Source organism: Streptomyces sp. NPDC058240, assembly GCF_042882135.1.
Lineage (GTDB): Bacteria > Actinomycetota > Actinomycetes > Streptomycetales > Streptomycetaceae > Streptomyces.
In genome coordinates this window covers 609,434-625,826 of record NZ_JBHVWT010000001.1, presented here as the reverse complement: position 1 = coordinate 625,826, position 16,393 = coordinate 609,434, and the positions used below count along the sequence as shown (strand labels likewise).

Sequence of the window (16,393 nt, the reverse complement as noted above, 5' to 3'; positions counted from 1 at the left end):
CGGGCGTGCGAACGCCTTGGCCACGGCTTCGCGCCGTCGGGCGGACGCCCTCATGACAGGCGCGTACGACGGACGGGTCGCGCGGCCCGTGCTGGGGATCGCCCCGGCTTCGGGCCCGACTCCGACTCCGAGCCCGGCTTCGGGCCCGGCCCCGACTCCGGTCCCGAGCCCGAGCCCGAGGCCGACTGCGGCCGCGACCGCAGCTGCCGTTCCCGCTTCTGCGCGGGCCTCGGCCACGGTTTCCGGTGGTGTGTCAGAGCGGCGGTGGGAGCGGCTGGTTCTCGCGTTGCGGGAGCGGATTCCGGTGTGGCTGCAGCTCAGATGCGGGCTGGAGCCAAAGACCCTTGCCGCGTTGGCGGTTGTCCTGGTCGCGGCCGGAGCCTTTGCCGCGGTGCATTTCTGGTCCGCGCGCCCTCACTCGGTGCGCGCGCCCGATCCGGTCAACGAAGCCGCGAGCGCACCGACATCGCCCCTGACATCGCCCCCGGCGCCGGACGACGCCGAAGTGCCGGAGCCGTCAGCGGGATCGCCGCCCATGACAGGGCCGGGCGGGCACATCGTCGTCGACGTGAGCGGAAAGGTGCGAAGGCCCGGTGTCCATCAACTGTCGTCCGGAGCAAGGGTCGCCGATGCGTTACGTGCGGCGGGCGGAGTCCGGGCCGGAGCGGACCTCACCGGGCTCAACCGGGCGCGGGTGCTCATGGACGGGGAGCAGATCGTGGTGGGCGCTCCATCCGGCCCCTCAGTCGTCGGCGGGACGGGAGGAGCGGCGGTGGGCGGCAGCGGGAGCTCTTCGGCCGGCCCGGTGAGCCTCAACACCGCGACCGTCGAGCAACTGGACACGCTGCCCGGGGTCGGCCCGGTTCTCGCCCAGCACATCATCGACTACCGCGCACAGCACGGCGGCTTCCGGTCCGTCGATGAACTGCGTGAGGTCAACGGAATCGGTGACCGACGGTTTGCCGACCTCCAACCACTGGTGGGGCCATGAGTCATCTGGACGTCCATGCGGCGTCGGGCCGTCGGCTCGGCGCCTCCGAGCCGCGGCAGGAGGGTCCGGTCGATCTTCGTCTGGTCCCGCCGGCCATGGCGGCCTGGGCCGGAGCGGCGCTGGCGCTGAGCGCGCCGGGGCGGTGGACCACCACGAGCGTGGTGCTCTGTGTGGGGGCGGCCATGGTGCTCCTGGCCATGTCGGGAGCCTCGGCAACCCATGCGCTGCGCAGGGGACCCGCCGACACCACGCCACACAGGCCGTCCCCCGGCACCGGGGGAGCGGCGGCGGAGGGAGTGGACGAGGGGGAGAGCGGAGCTGCGGTACGTGGTCGGCGGCGGCCGCGGGCCACGGCGACCGCCACCGCTGCGGCGTTGCTCTGCGCGGCGGCCGGGGCCGCATCGGCCGGGTTGCACAGCGCGGACGTACGGCAGGGGCCGGTCCACGTGCTGGCCCAGCGGTTCGCGAGGGTCGAAGCGGAGGTGACGGTGACGTCCGACGTCCGGCGGACCCTGCCCCGGGTGCGCGGCGACCACAGCACGCCCGCGTCCCTCCTCGTGGACGCCGAGATCACCCGGCTGACCGGTCCCGACGGCGCGGTCACCAGGTTGAGTACGCCAGTTCTGCTGATCGTCTCGCCCGGCGGATCGATGGGGGAGTGGCAGCAGTTGCTGCCCTCCATGCACCTGCGTGTCGGCGGCCGATTGGCGCCACCACTCCACGACGGGGAGCGCAATGCCGCCGTACTGCGACCCGAGGGCAAGGGTCCGCCTCACATCCTCGGGCCTCCTTCCTTCCTCCAGCGCACGGCAGGCGCGCTGCGGGGCGGTCTGCGGCAGGCGACCGCGCGGCTCGAACCCGATGCGCGGGCCCTTCTGCCGGGCCTGGTGGTCGGCGACACCTCACGGATCACTCCCGAACTGCACGAGGCGTTCAAGGCCGCCGATCTCACCCATCTGATGGCGGTCTCCGGTGCCAACCTGGCGATCCTGCTCGTCCTCCTCATCGGACCGCCTGGTACAGCGCTTCGCGCCGAACGCCGCGGGCTGGCGCCCCGGTTGGGGATTCCGCTGCGACTCACGGCGCTGCTCGGCGGCGGGCTCACACTGGCCTTCGTCATCGTCTGCCGACCCGAGCCGAGCGTTCTGCGGGCAGCGGCCTGCGGGCTGATCACCCTGCTCGCCATCGGCACGGGACGGCGCAGATCGCTGATTCCCGCGCTGGCAGCCGCCGTTCTGCTGCTGGTGCTCTACGACCCGTGGATGGCGCGCAGTTACGGTTTCGTCCTCTCCGTGCTGGCCACCGGCGCTCTGTTGACCATCGCGCCGAAATGGAGCGACGCGCTGCAACGGCGCAGAGTTCCGCCCCGGCTCGCCGAGGCGCTGGCCGCGGCGGCCGCCGCGCAGGCGGCGTGCGCGCCGGTCGTCGTGCTGCTCGCCTCCCGGGTCAGTCTGGTGGCGATCCCGTGCAATCTGCTGGCCGAGTTCGCGGTGGCACCGGCCACGATCCTCGGGTTCGCCGCGCTCGCCCTGGCACCGGTCGCCATGCCGGTGGCGGAGCTGCTCGCCCGGATCGCAGGGTGGCCGGCCGGCTGGATCGCCACGGTGGCCCACACCGGGGCTGCCCTGCCGGGAGCGGGGATCGACTGGCCCGACGGTGGGAAGGGGGCGGTGCTGCTCACCGCGCTGACCGCTCTGGTGGTGCTCTTCGCCCGTCGAATCGTGCGCCATCCCTGGGTCTGTTCGGCCGCCGCGCTGCTGTTGATCCTGGCGGTGTTGCGCCCGGTGCCGCTCACCCGCGTGCTGACCGGATGGCCGCCGCCGGACTGGGCGTTCGCAATGTGCGACGTGGGGCAGGGGGACGCCCTGGTGCTGGCCGCGGGGGACGGTGCGGGGGTGGTCGTCGACGCCGGACCCGATCCTTCTCTCGTCGACCGGTGCCTTCACGACCTCGGCATCACGGAGGTGCCGTTCCTGGTCCTCACACACTTCCACGCCGACCACGTGCGGGGCCTGCCCGGTGTGCTGCGGGGCAGGGCGGTGGGCGCGATCGAGACGACGAGCCTGGACGAACCCCCGGACCAGGTCGCGTTCGTACGGAGGACAGCGGCCAGGTCGCACGTCCCCCTGGTTCGGGCCGCCCCCGGGGAACGCCGCCGGATCGGGGCGCTCGACTGGCGGGTTCTCTGGCCGGCGAACGCCACGGGGCCCGGTGGAATACCGGCGGACCGGGGCGCCGGGCCCGTACCGCTGGAGCCGAACGATGCCAGCGTCACCCTGTACGTCCGGGCCGGCGGGTTGACCCTGTTGCTCCTGGGAGACCTCGAACCACCGGCACAGCAGGGGCTGTTGCGCAGGTATCCCGCGCTGCCGCGGGTGGATGTGCTCAAGGTCGCCCATCACGGCTCGGCCTATCAGGACCCGGCTCTGCTGCGCAGTGCGCACCCGCGGTTCGCCCTGGTGAGCGTGGGCAAGGACAATCCGTACGGTCACCCGGCCGCCCGTACCGTCGACGCGCTCGGAGCGAGCGGCGCCGTGGTGCTGCGTACGGACACCGACGGCGCGATCGCCGTGACGGGTGCCGGGCCTGGGCTGCGAGCGGTGGGCCGGTCATGACCGCGCCCTCCGAGAACTGCGGCGCGTACGGAAACGGAACAAGGGGGCGGGTACGGAGCAAGACGACGTGTACGGAACAAGGTAGTGCGCGCGGAATGAAGAGCCTTGGGTCTGGTTGGCAGAGTGATCAATTCGGACCTTCGGTAACACCTCCACCCAAGCCCCTGCGAGCTACTCTGTTTGCCTCGAACGCCACAATGGTGATCGAATGAATGCTCGTCGGTGGGCCGCTGCTCCGACAGAGACGTCCAGCCGCCGGGCCCCAAGGTGAATCGTCCCCGGGGGAAGGTGGAAGATGTTCGGTCGTTGGCTGAATAGCAGGCGAGCGGCGGGGGCCGCGCAGGGCAACGCCCTTGCCGGACTTGAGGTGCCGCGCACCGCCGGACTGCTCAGTTGCCGCGTGCTCGACCCCGTCAACGAGGTCGTGCCGCTGGCCGAGTTCGCGGTCACGGACGGCGCGGGCCGCAAGGTCTTCGGCGGTGAGACGGACCCGTTCGGCAATGTGCTGGCCACCGTCCCGGCCGGTGAGTACCGGTTGGCCGTCACTGCCGAGGGCTTCACCCCGTTCCATGGCTCGGCCACAGTGGTCGAGGGCGGTCACGCGAGCCTCGGCGATGTGACCCTTCAGCTGTCCGCGCCTCCGCAGTTGCCCGCTCCGGGTGAGTGGGAGGTCGAGCCGACGCACTCGCAGATCGGCTTCACGGCCCGGCACATCGGCCTCGCGCGCATTCACGGTCGGTTCAACACCTTCGCGGGTGCGGTGCGGATCGCCGACCGCATGGAGGACTCGGCCATGCACGTGATCATCGACGCCGCGTCGATCGACACGAACGTCCAGATGCGGGACGACCACCTGCGCTCCAGCGACTTCCTCGACGTCGGGCGCTACCCGACGATGGAGTTCTACAGCGACCGCTTCGTCCACCGGGGCGGCACCCGCTGGGGCGTGACCGGTGCGCTCACGCTGCACGGTGTCAGCCGCACGGTCACGCTGGACACCCAGTACCTCGGCCTGGGCAACGGCCTGGAGGGCGAGACCCGCGCCGCCTGCAGGGCCACCACGGAACTGCACCGTGAGGACTTCACCCTGACCTGGCAGACCATGCTGGCCCGTGGCATCGCGGCCGTCGGCTCCAGCATCTCCATCGACATGGACATCCAGATCGTCCCCAAGAGCTGAGCCCGCCGCCGGACACCGAGGGACGTCAGGAGCCGGGCGACCTCGTGCCCGGCGCTGATCCGCCGGACAGGCTCTGACCCGCCGGACAGCTCCGATCCGCCGGACAGGTTCTAAGGTGCTTCGAGCCAGCCCTCGTACTCCGCGGCGAAGGCGTCGAGTGCCGAGGCGTCCAGTCGTGCCGACGGGTCCTCCACGACCACCAGCCACTGGGCGTCCTCGGCGTCGTCCTCGCCGGCCAGTGCGTCGCGTACGAGCTGGGGCTCCTCGGCGACCCCGAACCGGTCGGTCAGCTCTCCGGCCACCTCCTCCGCGGCATCGCGGTCGGGCAGCACCAGCACATGTCTCACATCGCTCACCGGCCCATTCTCCCGTACGGCGTGGACCGCCCCGCCGGCGACGGGAGCCGGACCGCCCGGCGAGCAAGGGGAGTGCGGCGAGTGCGGGGAGTCCGCGGAGTCCGGGCTGTCAGTGGTGCGTGGGATGCTGGAGGGCGATGGCCACCAGAAGGAATTCCACCGACGATCCGCTCGCACCCCTCACGCTCGCCGTGGGTCAGGAGGATTTGCTCCTCGACCGCGCCGTGCAGCAGGTGGTGGCGGCGGCCCGTGCCTCCGACCCCGACACGGATGTCCGCGACCTCACCTCCGACCAGCTCCAGCCCGGCACCCTTGCCGAGCTGACGAGCCCTTCGCTCTTCGCCGAGCGCAAGGTGGTGATCGTGCGCAACGCGCAGGACCTCTCCGCCGACACGGTCAAGGACGTCAAGGCGTATCTCGGAGATCCGGTCGAGGAGATCACCCTCGTGCTGCTGCACGCGGGCGGCGCCAAGGGCAAGGGCCTGCTGGACGCGGCGCGCAAGGCAGGGGCGCGGGAGGTCGCGTGCCCGAAGACGACCAAGCCGGCCGAGCGGCTGTCGTTCGTACGGTCGGAGTTCCGGGCGCTGGGGCGTTCGGCCACGCCCGAGGCGTGCCAGGCGCTGGTCGATTCCATCGGCAGCGATCTGCGGGAGCTGGCGAGCGCAGCCTCGCAGCTCGTCGCGGATGTCGAAGGCACCATCGACGAGGCGGTCGTCGCCCGTTACTACACGGGCCGTGCCGAGGCGTCGAGCTTCACGGTCGCCGACCGCGCGGTGGAGGGGCGGGCGGCGGAGGCGCTGGAGGCGCTGCGCTGGTCGCTGTCGACCGGAGTGGCGCCGGTGCTGATCACGAGTGCGCTGGCGCAGGGCGTACGGGCGATCGGCAAGCTGTCCTCGGCCCGTGGGGGGCGGCCCGCCGACCTCGCCCGTGAGCTGGGCATGCCGCCGTGGAAGATCGACCGGGTGCGGCAGCAGATGCGTGGCTGGACGCCCGACGGGGTGGCCCTGGCCCTGCGGGCGGTCGCGGACGCGGACGCGGGCGTCAAGGGCGGTGGCGACGACCCGGAGTACGCCTTGGAGAAGGCCGTGGTCGCGGTGGCGCGGGCGGCGCGGTCGGGCCGGTAGCCCCGGGGCGGGGCCGTCCGTCCGGCAGGTGCACGTACGCCGAAGGGCCGAAGCCCCTGGCAGGAGCATGTACCCCGAACGCCCCGGCAGGTGCACGTATGCCGAAGGGCCGGAGCCCCTGGTAGGAGTACGTGCCCTGAAGGCCCCGGCAGGTGCGCGTACGCCGAAGGCCCCGGTTCTCGCTCTGGGGAGAGCGGAGGCCGGGGCCTTCGGTTCAAGCTTGGTGCGCCGCACCCGCGTGGCGAACGCAGGTTCGGTGTGCGGCGCGGGGTGCCGGTCAGGAGCGGGAGAGAGGGCCCGCTGGGTCCGTCCCGGCGATCACATCAGAATGCTCAGCCCTGGAGGGAGGCAACCTTGGAGGCCAGCGCCGACTTCTTGTTGGCGGCGGCGTTCTTGTGGATGACACCCTTCGAGACGGCCTTGTCGAGCGCGCGGGAGGCGTCGCGAGCGGCCGTGGTGGCCTTCTCGACGTCACCGGCGGCGGTAGCCTCACGGGCCTTGCGGATAGCGGTCTTGAGCGAGGACTTGACGGCCTTGTTGCGCAGGCGCGCCTTCTCGTTCGTCTTGTTCCGCTTGATCTGGGACTTGATGTTCGCCACGAAAGAGCCTTTTCAGGTTCGTTGGATCTTCGATGTGCGCCCCACGGCCTGAGAGAGTCGCGAGGCACAGCTGTCAACGGTACCAGCCCCGCTCCGACCGGCCCAAACCGGTCTCCGCCCCGCAACCATGGGACGATGGAGGCTACGTATCGATCCGACCGAACCGACATCGACCCGAGACACGGCGTTCGGCGTCTCAAGAATCAGGACCCTGCGTGCCCGCGACTCCTACCAACGTGCCCGAGCCGAGCCGTACCGACCCGGCGCTGATCCGCAACTTCTGCATCATCGCGCACATCGACCACGGCAAGTCGACCCTTGCCGACCGGATGCTCCAGCTGACCGGCGTGGTCGACCAGCGGCAGATGCGCGCTCAGTACCTCGACCGTATGGACATCGAGCGCGAGCGCGGCATCACCATCAAGTCCCAGGCCGTGCGTCTGCCCTGGGCGCCCACCACGGGCGAGGGCCAGGGTCGCACCCATGTCCTCAACATGATCGACACCCCGGGCCACGTGGACTTCACCTACGAGGTCTCCCGCTCGCTCGCCGCCTGCGAGGGCACGGTCCTGCTGGTCGACGCCGCGCAGGGCATCGAGGCCCAGACGCTCGCCAACCTCTACCTGGCGATGGAGAACGACCTCACCATCGTCCCGGTGCTCAACAAGATCGACCTGCCGGCCGCGCAGCCCGAGAAGTTCTCCGAGGAGCTGGCCAACCTCATCGGCTGCCAGCCGGAGGATGTGCTCAAGGTCTCCGCGAAGACCGGCATCGGCGTGGACGCGCTGCTCGACCGGGTGGTCAGGGACGTCCCGGCCCCGGTCGGCCGGGCGGACGCCCCGGCCCGCGCGATGATCTTCGACTCGGTCTACGACTCGTACCGCGGCGTCGTCACGTACGTCCGTGTCGTCGACGGCCAGCTCAACAAGCGCGAGCGCATCAGGATGATGTCCACCGGCGCCACCCACGAGCTGCTGGAGATCGGGGTCTCCTCCCCGGAGATGACCCCGGCCGACGGCCTCGGCGTGGGTGAGGTCGGCTACATCATCACCGGTGTGAAGGACGTCCGGCAGTCCAAGGTCGGTGACACCATCACCTCCCTGAACAAGGGCGCGACCGAGGCGCTGGGCGGCTACAAGGACCCCAAGCCGATGGTGTTCTCGGGTCTGTACCCGCTGGACGGATCGGACTACCCGGACCTGCGCGAGGCGCTGGACAAGCTCCAGCTCAACGACGCCGCCCTGGTGTACGAGCCGGAGACCTCCGCGGCGCTCGGCTTCGGCTTCCGTGTCGGCTTCCTCGGACTGCTCCACCTCGACGTGATCCGGGAGCGGCTGGAGCGCGAGTTCGGCCTCGAACTCATCGCCACCGCCCCCAACGTGGTCTACCGCGTCGAGATGGAGGACGGCACCGAGCACACCGTCACCAACCCGAGCGAGTTCCCCGAGGGCAAGATCGACAAGGTGCACGAGCCCGTCGTGCGCGCCACGGTCCTGGCCCCCAGTGAGTTCATCGGCGCGATCATGGAGCTCTGCCAGAACCGGCGCGGCACCCTGCTCGGCATGGACTACCTCTCCGAGGACCGGGTCGAGATCCGCTACACCCTGCCGCTCGCCGAGATCGTCTTCGACTTCTTCGACCAGCTGAAGTCCAAGACGCGGGGTTACGCCTCGCTCGACTACGAGCCCACCGGCGAGCAGTCCGCCCACCTCGTCAAGGTCGACATCCTGCTGCACGGCGACAAGGTCGACGCGTTCTCCGCGGTCACGCACAAGGACAAGGCGTACGCGTACGGTGTCCGGCTCGTCGCCAAGCTGCGCGAGCTGATCCCGCGGCAGAACTTCGAGGTGCCGATCCAGGCCGCCATCGGCTCCCGGGTCATCGCCCGCGAGACCGTCCGCGCCATCCGCAAGGACGTCCTCGCCAAGTGCTACGGCGGTGACATCTCCCGTAAGCGGAAGCTGCTGGAGAAGCAGAAGGAAGGCAAGAAGCGGATGAAGATGGTCGGCAACGTGGAGGTGCCGCAGGAGGCCTTCATCGCCGTGCTGTCCACGGACGAGTCGGGCGGCGAAAGCAAGGGCAAGAAGTAGCCCGCCCCGGTCGGAGACGTGACCCGAGGTCCGGATCCGTCCGCCGCTACCCGTTGGTAGCCCGAACGGGCCCCTGTGTCGCAGCATCCCGCGACACGGGGGCCCGTTTGTTATGAAGCGACGGCCCGTTGCCTCTTACGCGGTGGACGCGGGCGCTCTACCCTGATCACGGCTTCGTAGTTACTCGCCAGTTAAACAAGCCTCGCGCGGAACAGGCCCCGCAGAACAGCGGAACAGGCCCCGCAGAACAAGCGCCGCAGGATCAAGCACGCAGACACCCGTAGGAACAAGCAGCAATCAGCAGCCGGTCGTGAAGCACCCGCAGGCCCGGAGGACGTCGTGAGCGACACACTGACCTTGATCGAGAACCGACCGCCCTCCGTGGCGAACCTCTTCATCGACCGCGTGGCGGCCACCCCGGACGGGGAGGCCTACCGCTACCCCGTCCCCTCGGCCACCGGTGCGGGACCCGATGAGTGGAAGTCGCTGAGCTGGGCGCAGGCCGCCGAGCGGGTCTACGCCATCGCGGCAGGGCTCATCGGTCTGGGCGTGCGGCCGGAGGAACGGATCGCGCTCGCCGCCAGTACGCGAGTGGAATGGATCCTCGTCGACCTCGGTGTGATGTGCGCGGGCGCCGCCACGACCACGATCTACCCGTCGACCAACGCGGAGGAGTCGGCGTTCATCCTCTCCGACTCCGAGAGCCGGGTGCTGATCGCCGAGAACGCCGCCCAGCTGGCCAAGGCCCGCGAGCGCCGCGCCGAGCTGCCGGACCTCGCCCATGTCGTCGTCATCGACCCCGAGGACGCCGGGCCCGCCGAGGGCGACCCGGAGGGCTGGGTGCTCACCCTCGCCGATCTGGAGGCCCGCGGCACCGAGTACCTGGCGGAGCACCCCGAGGCGATCAAGGAGCGGGTCGCCGCCATCACGGCCGACCAGCTGGCCACCCTCATCTACACCTCGGGCACCACCGGCCGCCCCAAGGGCGTGCGCCTGCCGCACGACAACTGGTCGTACATGGCCAAGGCCACCGTGGCGACCGGCCTCATCACCAAGGACGACGTCCAGTACCTCTGGCTGCCGCTCGCGCACGTCTTCGGCAAGGTCCTCACCTCCGGCCAGATCGAGGTCGGCCACGTCACCGCCGTCGACGGCCGGGTCGACAAGATCATCGAGAATCTGCCGGTGGTCCAGCCGACGTACATGGCCGCCGTGCCCCGTATCTTCGAGAAGGTCTACAACGGTGTCGCCGCCAAGGCGCGGGCCGGCGGCGGAGCCAAGTACAAGATCTTCCAGTGGGCGGCCGGGGTCGCCCGTGAGTATGCGACGGTCTCGCAGGACAACTTCCGGCACACCGGCACGGCCTCCGTCCCGTTCGCGCTCGGCGCCAAGCACAAGGTCGCCGACATCCTCGTCTTCGCCAAGATCCGCGAGGCCTTCGGCGGCCGGCTGCGCGCCTGCGTCTCCGGCTCGGCCGCGCTCGCCCCCGACATCGGCCTCTTCTTCGCGGGCGCCGGCATCCACATCCTGGAGGGCTACGGCCTCACCGAGACCAGCGCCGCCTCCTTCGTCAACCCGGGCGAGGCCTACCGCACCGGCACCGTCGGCAAGCCGCTCCCCGGCACCGAGGTGCGGATCGCGGACGACGGCGAGATCCTGCTGCGCGGCCCAGGTCTGATGGAGGGATACCACGGGCAGCCGGAGAAGACCGCCGAGGTACTGGAGTCGGACGGCTGGTTCCACACCGGCGACATCGGCGAGCTGTCCGTGGACGGCTATCTCCGGATCACCGACCGCAAGAAGGACCTGATCAAGACGTCCGGCGGCAAGTACATCGCCCCGGCGGAGGTCGAGGGACAGTTCAAGGCGGTCTGCCCGTTCGTCTCCAACATCCTGGTGCACGGCGCGGACCGTAACTTCTGCACCGCCCTGATCGCCCTCGACGAGCCGACCATCCTCGGCTGGGCCGCCGAGAACGGCCTGGGCGGGAAGCCGTACGCCGAGGTGGTGGCCTCCCCGCAGGCCGTCGCGCTCATCGAGGGCTATGTGAAGCGGCTCAACGAGGGGCTGCAGCGCTGGCAGACCATCAAGAAGTTCCGCCTGCTGCCCCGCGACCTCGACATCGAGCACGGCGAGCTGACGCCCAGTCTGAAGCTGAAGCGGCCGGTTGTCGAGCGCGAGTACAAGGGCCTCATCGACGACATGTACGCGGGGACCCGCGAGGCCTGAGCAAGGTCCTCGCGGACCGGCCGCACGGTGCGGCTGCTTCTGTTCCTCCCCGCTCATTTTCTCCGCTCACTTCGGCAACTCGCTGCTTATGGGCATGGTCCATCTGTCACTCTGTCGGTGTCGTCAGCGCCGTCCAACGAGAACAGACAGACAGCAACGAGAACAGACAGAGCGAGAACAGGCAGGAGCTGCACCGTGGGGCCCATTCCCTTGCAGCGGGACATCGTTCAGCGTCCCGGTATTCCCGCAGGCCGTGCGGACGCGCGGCCGGTCGCCCATACGTCCCTGCCCGGAAACCTCCTCGCACCCTCCGCCGCCCGCCGGTTCGTCCGGGCCGCGCTCGGCGAGTGGACCGGGCTCGGGCTGCCGGCGGCCGTGGGCTTCAGCGAGCGCGTGGCCGAGGACGCGGAGGTGGTCGTCAGCGAGCTGGTCACCAACGCGGTCGTGCACGCCGGGACCAACGTGGAAGTGCTCGCCCGGCTGGAGGAGGCCACCGAGGACGAGGTCGCGGCCCTGGTGCTGGAGGTCTCGGACCACCATCCGGCCCGTGCCGTGCGCAGCGACCGCCCGGAGACCGGAAGCGCTGCCGAAGCGGCGGAGGGCGTCGGCCTCGTCGGCCCCGACGAGCCCGCAGAGTACGGTCGCGGGCTCCAGCTCGTCGGCACCCTCTCCGAGCGCTGGGGCATCACCTATCGCACCGGCCTCAAGACCGTCTGGGCCCGGCTCCCCGTGGACGACTGGAACCCGTTCCCGGAACCGGCGGCCGAGCCCGAATTCCAGCAGGGGCTGCGCGCCGCCGAGCTGCTCGCCCCCACCGCCCGGCGCGCGCTGCGCGACGACGCGGACTGGGCCGGCCGCGGCGCGCTCTCGTTCCTCGCCGAGGCCTCCGACCTGCTCGCCGGCCAGCTCGACGAGGACATCGTCGCGGCGCTCTCCGGGCAGTTACTGGTGCCCAGACTCGCCGACTGGTGCGCGATCTGGCTGGAGCCCGAGAACGGCGGCCCCTCGGCCGTCCCCCGGCTCGCCAGCGTCTGGCACCGGGACGAGGCCGAGACCGGGCAGCTGCGCACCGTGCTGGAGCAGGCCCCGATCCGGCTCCCCGAGCGGGTCGGCACCGGGCCCGTCTCCATGCCGTGGCCCGGCGGCGAGGAGGAGGGCGCGGAGGCCGAGGAGCGTGCCGCGTCCGCCCTCGCCTACCGGATCACCTCGGGCGGCCGGACACTCGGCGCCGTACTCCTCGGCCGGGAGGGCCTCGCCCGTGTCCCCGACGAAGTGACCGCGCTCATCGAGGACTTCGTGCGCCGGGTCGGCCTCGCCGTCGGCGCGGCCCGCGCCTACACCCGGCAGGCCACCATCAGCCGCATCCTGCAGCGCGCGCTGCTGCCCGGCAAGGTCGCCGACATACCCGGGGTCTCCAGCTCGCTGGTGTACGAACCCAGCGACGACGGAGTCGTCGGCGGCGACTTCTACGACATCTTCCCGTGCCCCGGCGACCGCTGGTGCTTCGTGCTCGGCGATGTGCAGGGCAGCGGCCCCGAGGCCGCCGTCGTCACCGGCCTCGCCCGGCCCTGGCTGCGGCTGCTGGCCCGCGAGGGCTTCGGTGTCGGCGAGGTCCTGGACCGGCTCAACCGGCTGCTCCTCGACGACGCGATGGAGGCCGCCGAGGCGGCGGCGCTCATGGTGGCCGCCGCCGGTGGCCAGCAGACGGCGGACACCGGACAGTCCCGCTTCCTGTCCCTGCTGTACGGAGAGCTCGTACCGCTGCCCGGCGGCGGTGTGCGCTGCACCCTGGCCAGCGCCGGCCACCCGCTGCCGCTGCTGCTGCGGCCCGACGGAGAGGTGCGCCCGGCCGCCGAGCCGCAGATTCTGCTCGGGATCTTCGACGACGTCGCGTACGAGAGCGAGAGCTTCGAGCTGGCGCCCGGCGACAGCCTGCTGTGCGTCACGGACGGAGTGACGGAGCGGCGCTGCGGGCCGCTGATGTTCGACGACGGGGACGGACTGGCCCAGGCGCTGGCCGGCTGCACCGGGCTGTCGGCGGACGGGATCGCGGACCGGATCAAGCGGGCGGTGCACGAATTCGCCGAGCGTCCGCCCGACGACGACCTGGCGCTGCTGGTGCTCCAGGCCGGGTGAGGACCCGCGTCCGGGGACGGGCGGCCTCCGTGATCACGGCCGTGGCCGGGGGTTCCCCGGCGGCGAGCGACAATGGGCGGTATGCCTTCCGTACTGCCCGATGGTGAACCCGTACCCGACGACGGGGCGCTGCCCCGCCATGCCCTGGAAGGCGCCGCCGACCGGCCGCTCGGCTTCTACCTGCACGTGCCGTACTGCGCGACCCGCTGCGGCTACTGCGACTTCAACACCTACACCGCGACCGAGCTGCGCGGCTCCGGCGGCGCGCTGGCCTCCCGGGACAACTACGCCGAGCATCTGATCGGCGAGGTCCGCCAGGCCCGCAAGGTCCTCGGCGACGATCCGCGTCCGGTCCGCACCGTCTTCGTCGGCGGCGGTACGCCGACGCTGCTGGCCGCCGCGGACCTGGTCCGGATGCTGGGGGCGATCCGTGAGGAGTTCGGGCTCGCGGACGACGCCGAGATCACCACCGAGGCCAACCCGGAGTCCGTCGGTCCGGCGTATCTCGCCGAGCTGCGGGAGGGCGGCTTCAACCGGATCTCGTTCGGGATGCAGAGCGCCCGGCAGCACGTGCTGAAGATCCTGGACCGTACGCATACGCCGGGCCGGCCCGAGGCATGTGTCGCCGAGGCCCGCGAGGCGGGCTTCGAGCACGTCAACCTCGACCTGATCTACGGCACGCCGGGGGAGTCCGACGACGACTGGCGGGCCTCGCTGGACGCGGCGATCGGCGCCGGGCCGGACCATGTGTCGGCGTACGCGCTGATCGTCGAGGAGGGCACCCAGCTGGCCCGGCGGATCCGGCGCGGCGAGATCCCGATGACCGACGACGACGCGCACGCGGACCGGTATCTGATTGCGGACGAGGCGATGGCCGCGGCGGGCTTCTCCTGGTACGAGGTGTCGAACTGGGCCCGTACGCCCGAGGGCCGGTGCCTGCACAACGAGCTGTACTGGCGCGGGGCCGACTGGTGGGGCGCCGGGCCCGGGGCGCACAGCCATGTCGGCGGGGTGCGCTGGTGGAACGTGAAGCACCCGGGCGCGTACGCCCAGGCACTGGCCGAGGGGCGGTCGCCGGGGGCCGGACGCGAGATCCTCTCCGAGGAGGACCGGCGGGTCGAGCGGATCCTGCTGGAGCTCCGGCTCGCGGACGGCTGTCCCCTCGGCATCCTGGCCCCGGCCGGGCTGGCCGCTTCCCGCCGCGCCCTGGCGGACGGCCTCCTGGAGCCCGGCCCGTACGAGCAGGGGCGGGCGGTGCTGACGTTGCGGGGGCGGTTGCTGGCGGACGCGGTGGTGCGGGACCTGGTGGACTGAGGGCCGGGGGCGCGGGGCGGGGGTGCCTGCGGCGGCTTTTTCCCCTGCCCGCCCCTTCCCGTAACCGGGGGCGCTGCCCCCGGACCCCCGCTCCTCAAGCGCCGGAGGGGCTGGGGACGCGCCCGGGATGGGGCTGAGGGGTGCGCCCGGGCCGGGGCCGGGGTGTGCCTGCGGGGCTTTATTCCGGCGCCGTCACGAAGTCGATCAGGTGCTCCACCGAACCCAGCAGGGCCGGCTCCAGGTCCCGGTACGAGTGGACCGTGGCCAGGATCCGCTGCCAGGCCGCGCCGGTGTTCTCCGGCCAGCCGAGCGCGCGGCACACGCCCGTCTTCCAGTCCTGGCCGCGCGGGACCACCGGCCAGGCCGTGATGCCCGCGGAGGACGGCTTCACCGCCTCCCACACGTCGATGTAGGGGTGGCCGACCACCAGCACGTTCGCGTCCGAGACCTGAGCGGCGATCCGGGACTCCTTGGAGCCGGGCACCAGGTGGTCGACCAGGACGCCCAGCCTGGCGTCCGGGCCGGGGGAGAACTCGCGCACGATGGCGGGGAGGTCGTCGATGCCCTCCAGGTATTCGACGACCACGCCCTCGATCCGCAGGTCGTCGCCCCAGACCCGCTCGACCAGCTCCGCGTCGTGCCGGCCCTCCACATAGATCCGTCCCGCCCGCGCGACCCGGGCGCGCGCGCCGGGGACCGCGACCGAACCCGAGGCCGTACGGGCGGGGCGCACCGGAGCGGCGGCCGAGGGGCGTACGAGGGTGACCACCCGGCCCTCCAGCAGGAAGCCCCGCGGTTCCATCGGGAACACCCGGTGCTTGCCGAAGCGGTCCTCCAGGGTCACCGTCGGACCCTGGGCCGTCTTCTCGCAGCGGATCACCGCACCGCAGAATCCGGTGGAGACCTCCTCCACGACCAGATCGGGTTCGGCGGGGACCTCGGGAACGGGGGCGGACCTCTTCCACGGCGGGGTCAGGTCCGGCTGGTAGCTGCGCATCGGACGACGATAGGACGACAACGGGTCACGACACGCCGAAGCGTACGGCCAGTTGTTCGCGCTGTTCCCGTACGAACGCCGCGTCCACCACCGCCCCGTGCCCCGGCACGTACACCGCGTCCTCGCCGCCCAGCGCCAGCAGCCGGTCCAGCGAGGCCGGCCAGCGGGACGGGAACGCGTCCCGGCCCGCCTGCGGCTCGCCGGACTCCTCGACCAGGTCGCCGCAGAGCACGATCGCGGGGGAGCCGGGGACGACCGCCACGAGGTCGTGGCCGCTGTGTGCGGGGCCCACGTCGGCCAGCAGCACCTCGCGCCCGCCGCCCAGATCGAGCGTCCACTCGCCGCACACCTGGTGCCGCGGCACCACCAGCGCGTCGACGGCCTCCGCCGCGTCGTGCTCGCCGACTCCGTGACGCACCGCCGAGCTGTGCAGATCGTCCGCCCCCCGCTCCAGCAGCTCCGCCATGCCGACCGCCCCGTACACCTCGGCGCCGGAGAACGCGGCAGTGCCCAGGACGTGGTCGAAATGGGGATGGCTGAGTGCGATATGCGTCACCCTCCGGCCGAGCAGAGCCTGGGCCTGGGACCGCACCTCGGCACCCTCGCGGAGCGTCGATCCGGTGTCGTAGAGGAGCACTCCGTCCGTTCCGACCACCAGTGCGACGGTCGCGTCCCACCCGGGAAGGCGCCGTCGGCCCACTCCGTGACCGAGTCGCTCCCATCCGAACTCTTCCCAAGAGGCATCCATACCGGGACGCTATC

Annotated in this window: 12 protein-coding genes; 8 read left to right on the top strand and 4 right to left on the bottom strand. The window is 71.5% G+C overall.

The genetic code is table 11. From position 1 onward, the window contains the following. Positions 1–535: 535 nt before the first annotated feature. The 3 genes from ACFVX4_RS02835 (at position 536) to ACFVX4_RS02825 (ending at position 4,786) form a co-directional block, all read left to right on the top strand. Positions 536–991, top strand: a complete 456-nt coding sequence (locus ACFVX4_RS02835; RefSeq protein WP_389971272.1) for a helix-hairpin-helix domain-containing protein — start codon at positions 536–538, stop codon at positions 989–991. Further along, the gene (locus ACFVX4_RS02830; protein ID WP_389971270.1) at positions 988–3,606 is read left to right on the top strand and encodes a ComEC/Rec2 family competence protein; all 2,619 of its coding nucleotides are present in this window, start codon (positions 988–990) and stop codon (positions 3,604–3,606) included. Before ACFVX4_RS02835 ends, ACFVX4_RS02830 begins: the two co-directional genes overlap by 4 nt. 295 nt (positions 3,607–3,901) lie before the next feature. After that, complete coding sequence (locus ACFVX4_RS02825; RefSeq protein ID WP_385324569.1) at positions 3,902–4,786, top strand: YceI family protein; 885 nt, start codon at positions 3,902–3,904, stop codon at positions 4,784–4,786. 110 nt (positions 4,787–4,896) lie between these two features. Here the strand turns inward: ACFVX4_RS02825 and ACFVX4_RS02820 are convergent, their stop codons facing one another. Further along, positions 4,897–5,142, bottom strand: a complete 246-nt coding sequence (locus ACFVX4_RS02820) for a hypothetical protein (RefSeq protein WP_385324572.1) — start codon at positions 5,140–5,142, stop codon at positions 4,897–4,899. Between the two features lie 137 nt (positions 5,143–5,279). Between ACFVX4_RS02820 and holA the strand changes: the two genes are divergently transcribed. Beyond that, positions 5,280–6,266 (top strand): DNA polymerase III subunit delta, encoded by a 987-nt coding sequence (gene holA / locus ACFVX4_RS02815; protein ID WP_266419375.1) that lies wholly within the window; start codon positions 5,280–5,282, stop codon positions 6,264–6,266. Between the two features lie 332 nt (positions 6,267–6,598). Here holA and rpsT read toward each other — a convergent pair whose 3' ends face one another. After that, positions 6,599–6,865 (bottom strand): 30S ribosomal protein S20, encoded by a 267-nt coding sequence (gene rpsT / locus ACFVX4_RS02810; RefSeq protein ID WP_389971267.1) that lies wholly within the window; start codon positions 6,863–6,865, stop codon positions 6,599–6,601. A gap of 215 nt (positions 6,866–7,080) precedes the next feature. Here rpsT and lepA point away from each other — a divergent pair, with 215 nt between their 5' ends. From lepA to hemW, 4 genes are all read left to right on the top strand, one after another. Further along, positions 7,081–8,955, top strand: coding sequence for a translation elongation factor 4 (lepA, locus tag ACFVX4_RS02805; RefSeq protein WP_389971265.1), 1,875 nt, complete (start codon positions 7,081–7,083; stop codon positions 8,953–8,955). 339 nt (positions 8,956–9,294) lie between these two features. Next, on the top strand, positions 9,295–11,184 hold the full coding sequence (locus ACFVX4_RS02800) for an AMP-dependent synthetase/ligase (protein WP_389971263.1): 1,890 nt from the start codon (positions 9,295–9,297) through the stop codon (positions 11,182–11,184). Between the two features lie 210 nt (positions 11,185–11,394). Then, positions 11,395–13,320, top strand: coding sequence for a SpoIIE family protein phosphatase (locus ACFVX4_RS02795; RefSeq protein WP_389972082.1), 1,926 nt, complete (start codon positions 11,395–11,397; stop codon positions 13,318–13,320). Positions 13,321–13,392: 72 nt separating this feature from the next. Next, a complete protein-coding gene (gene hemW, locus ACFVX4_RS02790; RefSeq protein ID WP_389971261.1) occupies positions 13,393–14,634 on the top strand; it encodes a radical SAM family heme chaperone HemW in 1,242 nt (413 codons plus the stop codon). A gap of 178 nt (positions 14,635–14,812) precedes the next feature. On the opposite strand, the gene ACFVX4_RS02785 is transcribed toward hemW, so the two are convergent. Then, entirely contained in the window at positions 14,813–15,631 is an 819-nt protein-coding gene (locus ACFVX4_RS02785; protein ID WP_389971259.1) for a DUF3097 domain-containing protein, read from the bottom strand. A 25-nt stretch (positions 15,632–15,656) separates the two neighbouring features. Next, positions 15,657–16,379: an MBL fold metallo-hydrolase gene (locus tag ACFVX4_RS02780; RefSeq protein ID WP_389971257.1), complete on the bottom strand. Its 723-nt coding sequence runs from the start codon at positions 16,377–16,379 to the stop codon at positions 15,657–15,659. Positions 16,380–16,393: the final 14 nt, after the last annotated feature.

Bases quoted from the DNA above. Each gene is read 5' to 3' on its own strand.
- ACFVX4_RS02780 (WP_389971257.1), bottom strand. From the start codon at position 16,379: ATGGATGCCTCTTGGGAAGAGTTCGGATGGGAGCGACTCGGTCACGGA.
- holA (WP_266419375.1), top strand. From the start codon at position 5,280: ATGGCCACCAGAAGGAATTCCACCGACGATCCGCTCGCACCCCTCACG.
- hemW (WP_389971261.1), top strand. From the start codon at position 13,393: ATGGGCGGTATGCCTTCCGTACTGCCCGATGGTGAACCCGTACCCGAC.
- ACFVX4_RS02835 (WP_389971272.1), top strand. From the start codon at position 536: ATGACAGGGCCGGGCGGGCACATCGTCGTCGACGTGAGCGGAAAGGTG.
- ACFVX4_RS02830 (WP_389971270.1), top strand. From the start codon at position 988: ATGAGTCATCTGGACGTCCATGCGGCGTCGGGCCGTCGGCTCGGCGCC.
- ACFVX4_RS02825 (WP_385324569.1), top strand. From the start codon at position 3,902: ATGTTCGGTCGTTGGCTGAATAGCAGGCGAGCGGCGGGGGCCGCGCAG.
- ACFVX4_RS02785 (WP_389971259.1), bottom strand. From the start codon at position 15,631: ATGCGCAGCTACCAGCCGGACCTGACCCCGCCGTGGAAGAGGTCCGCC.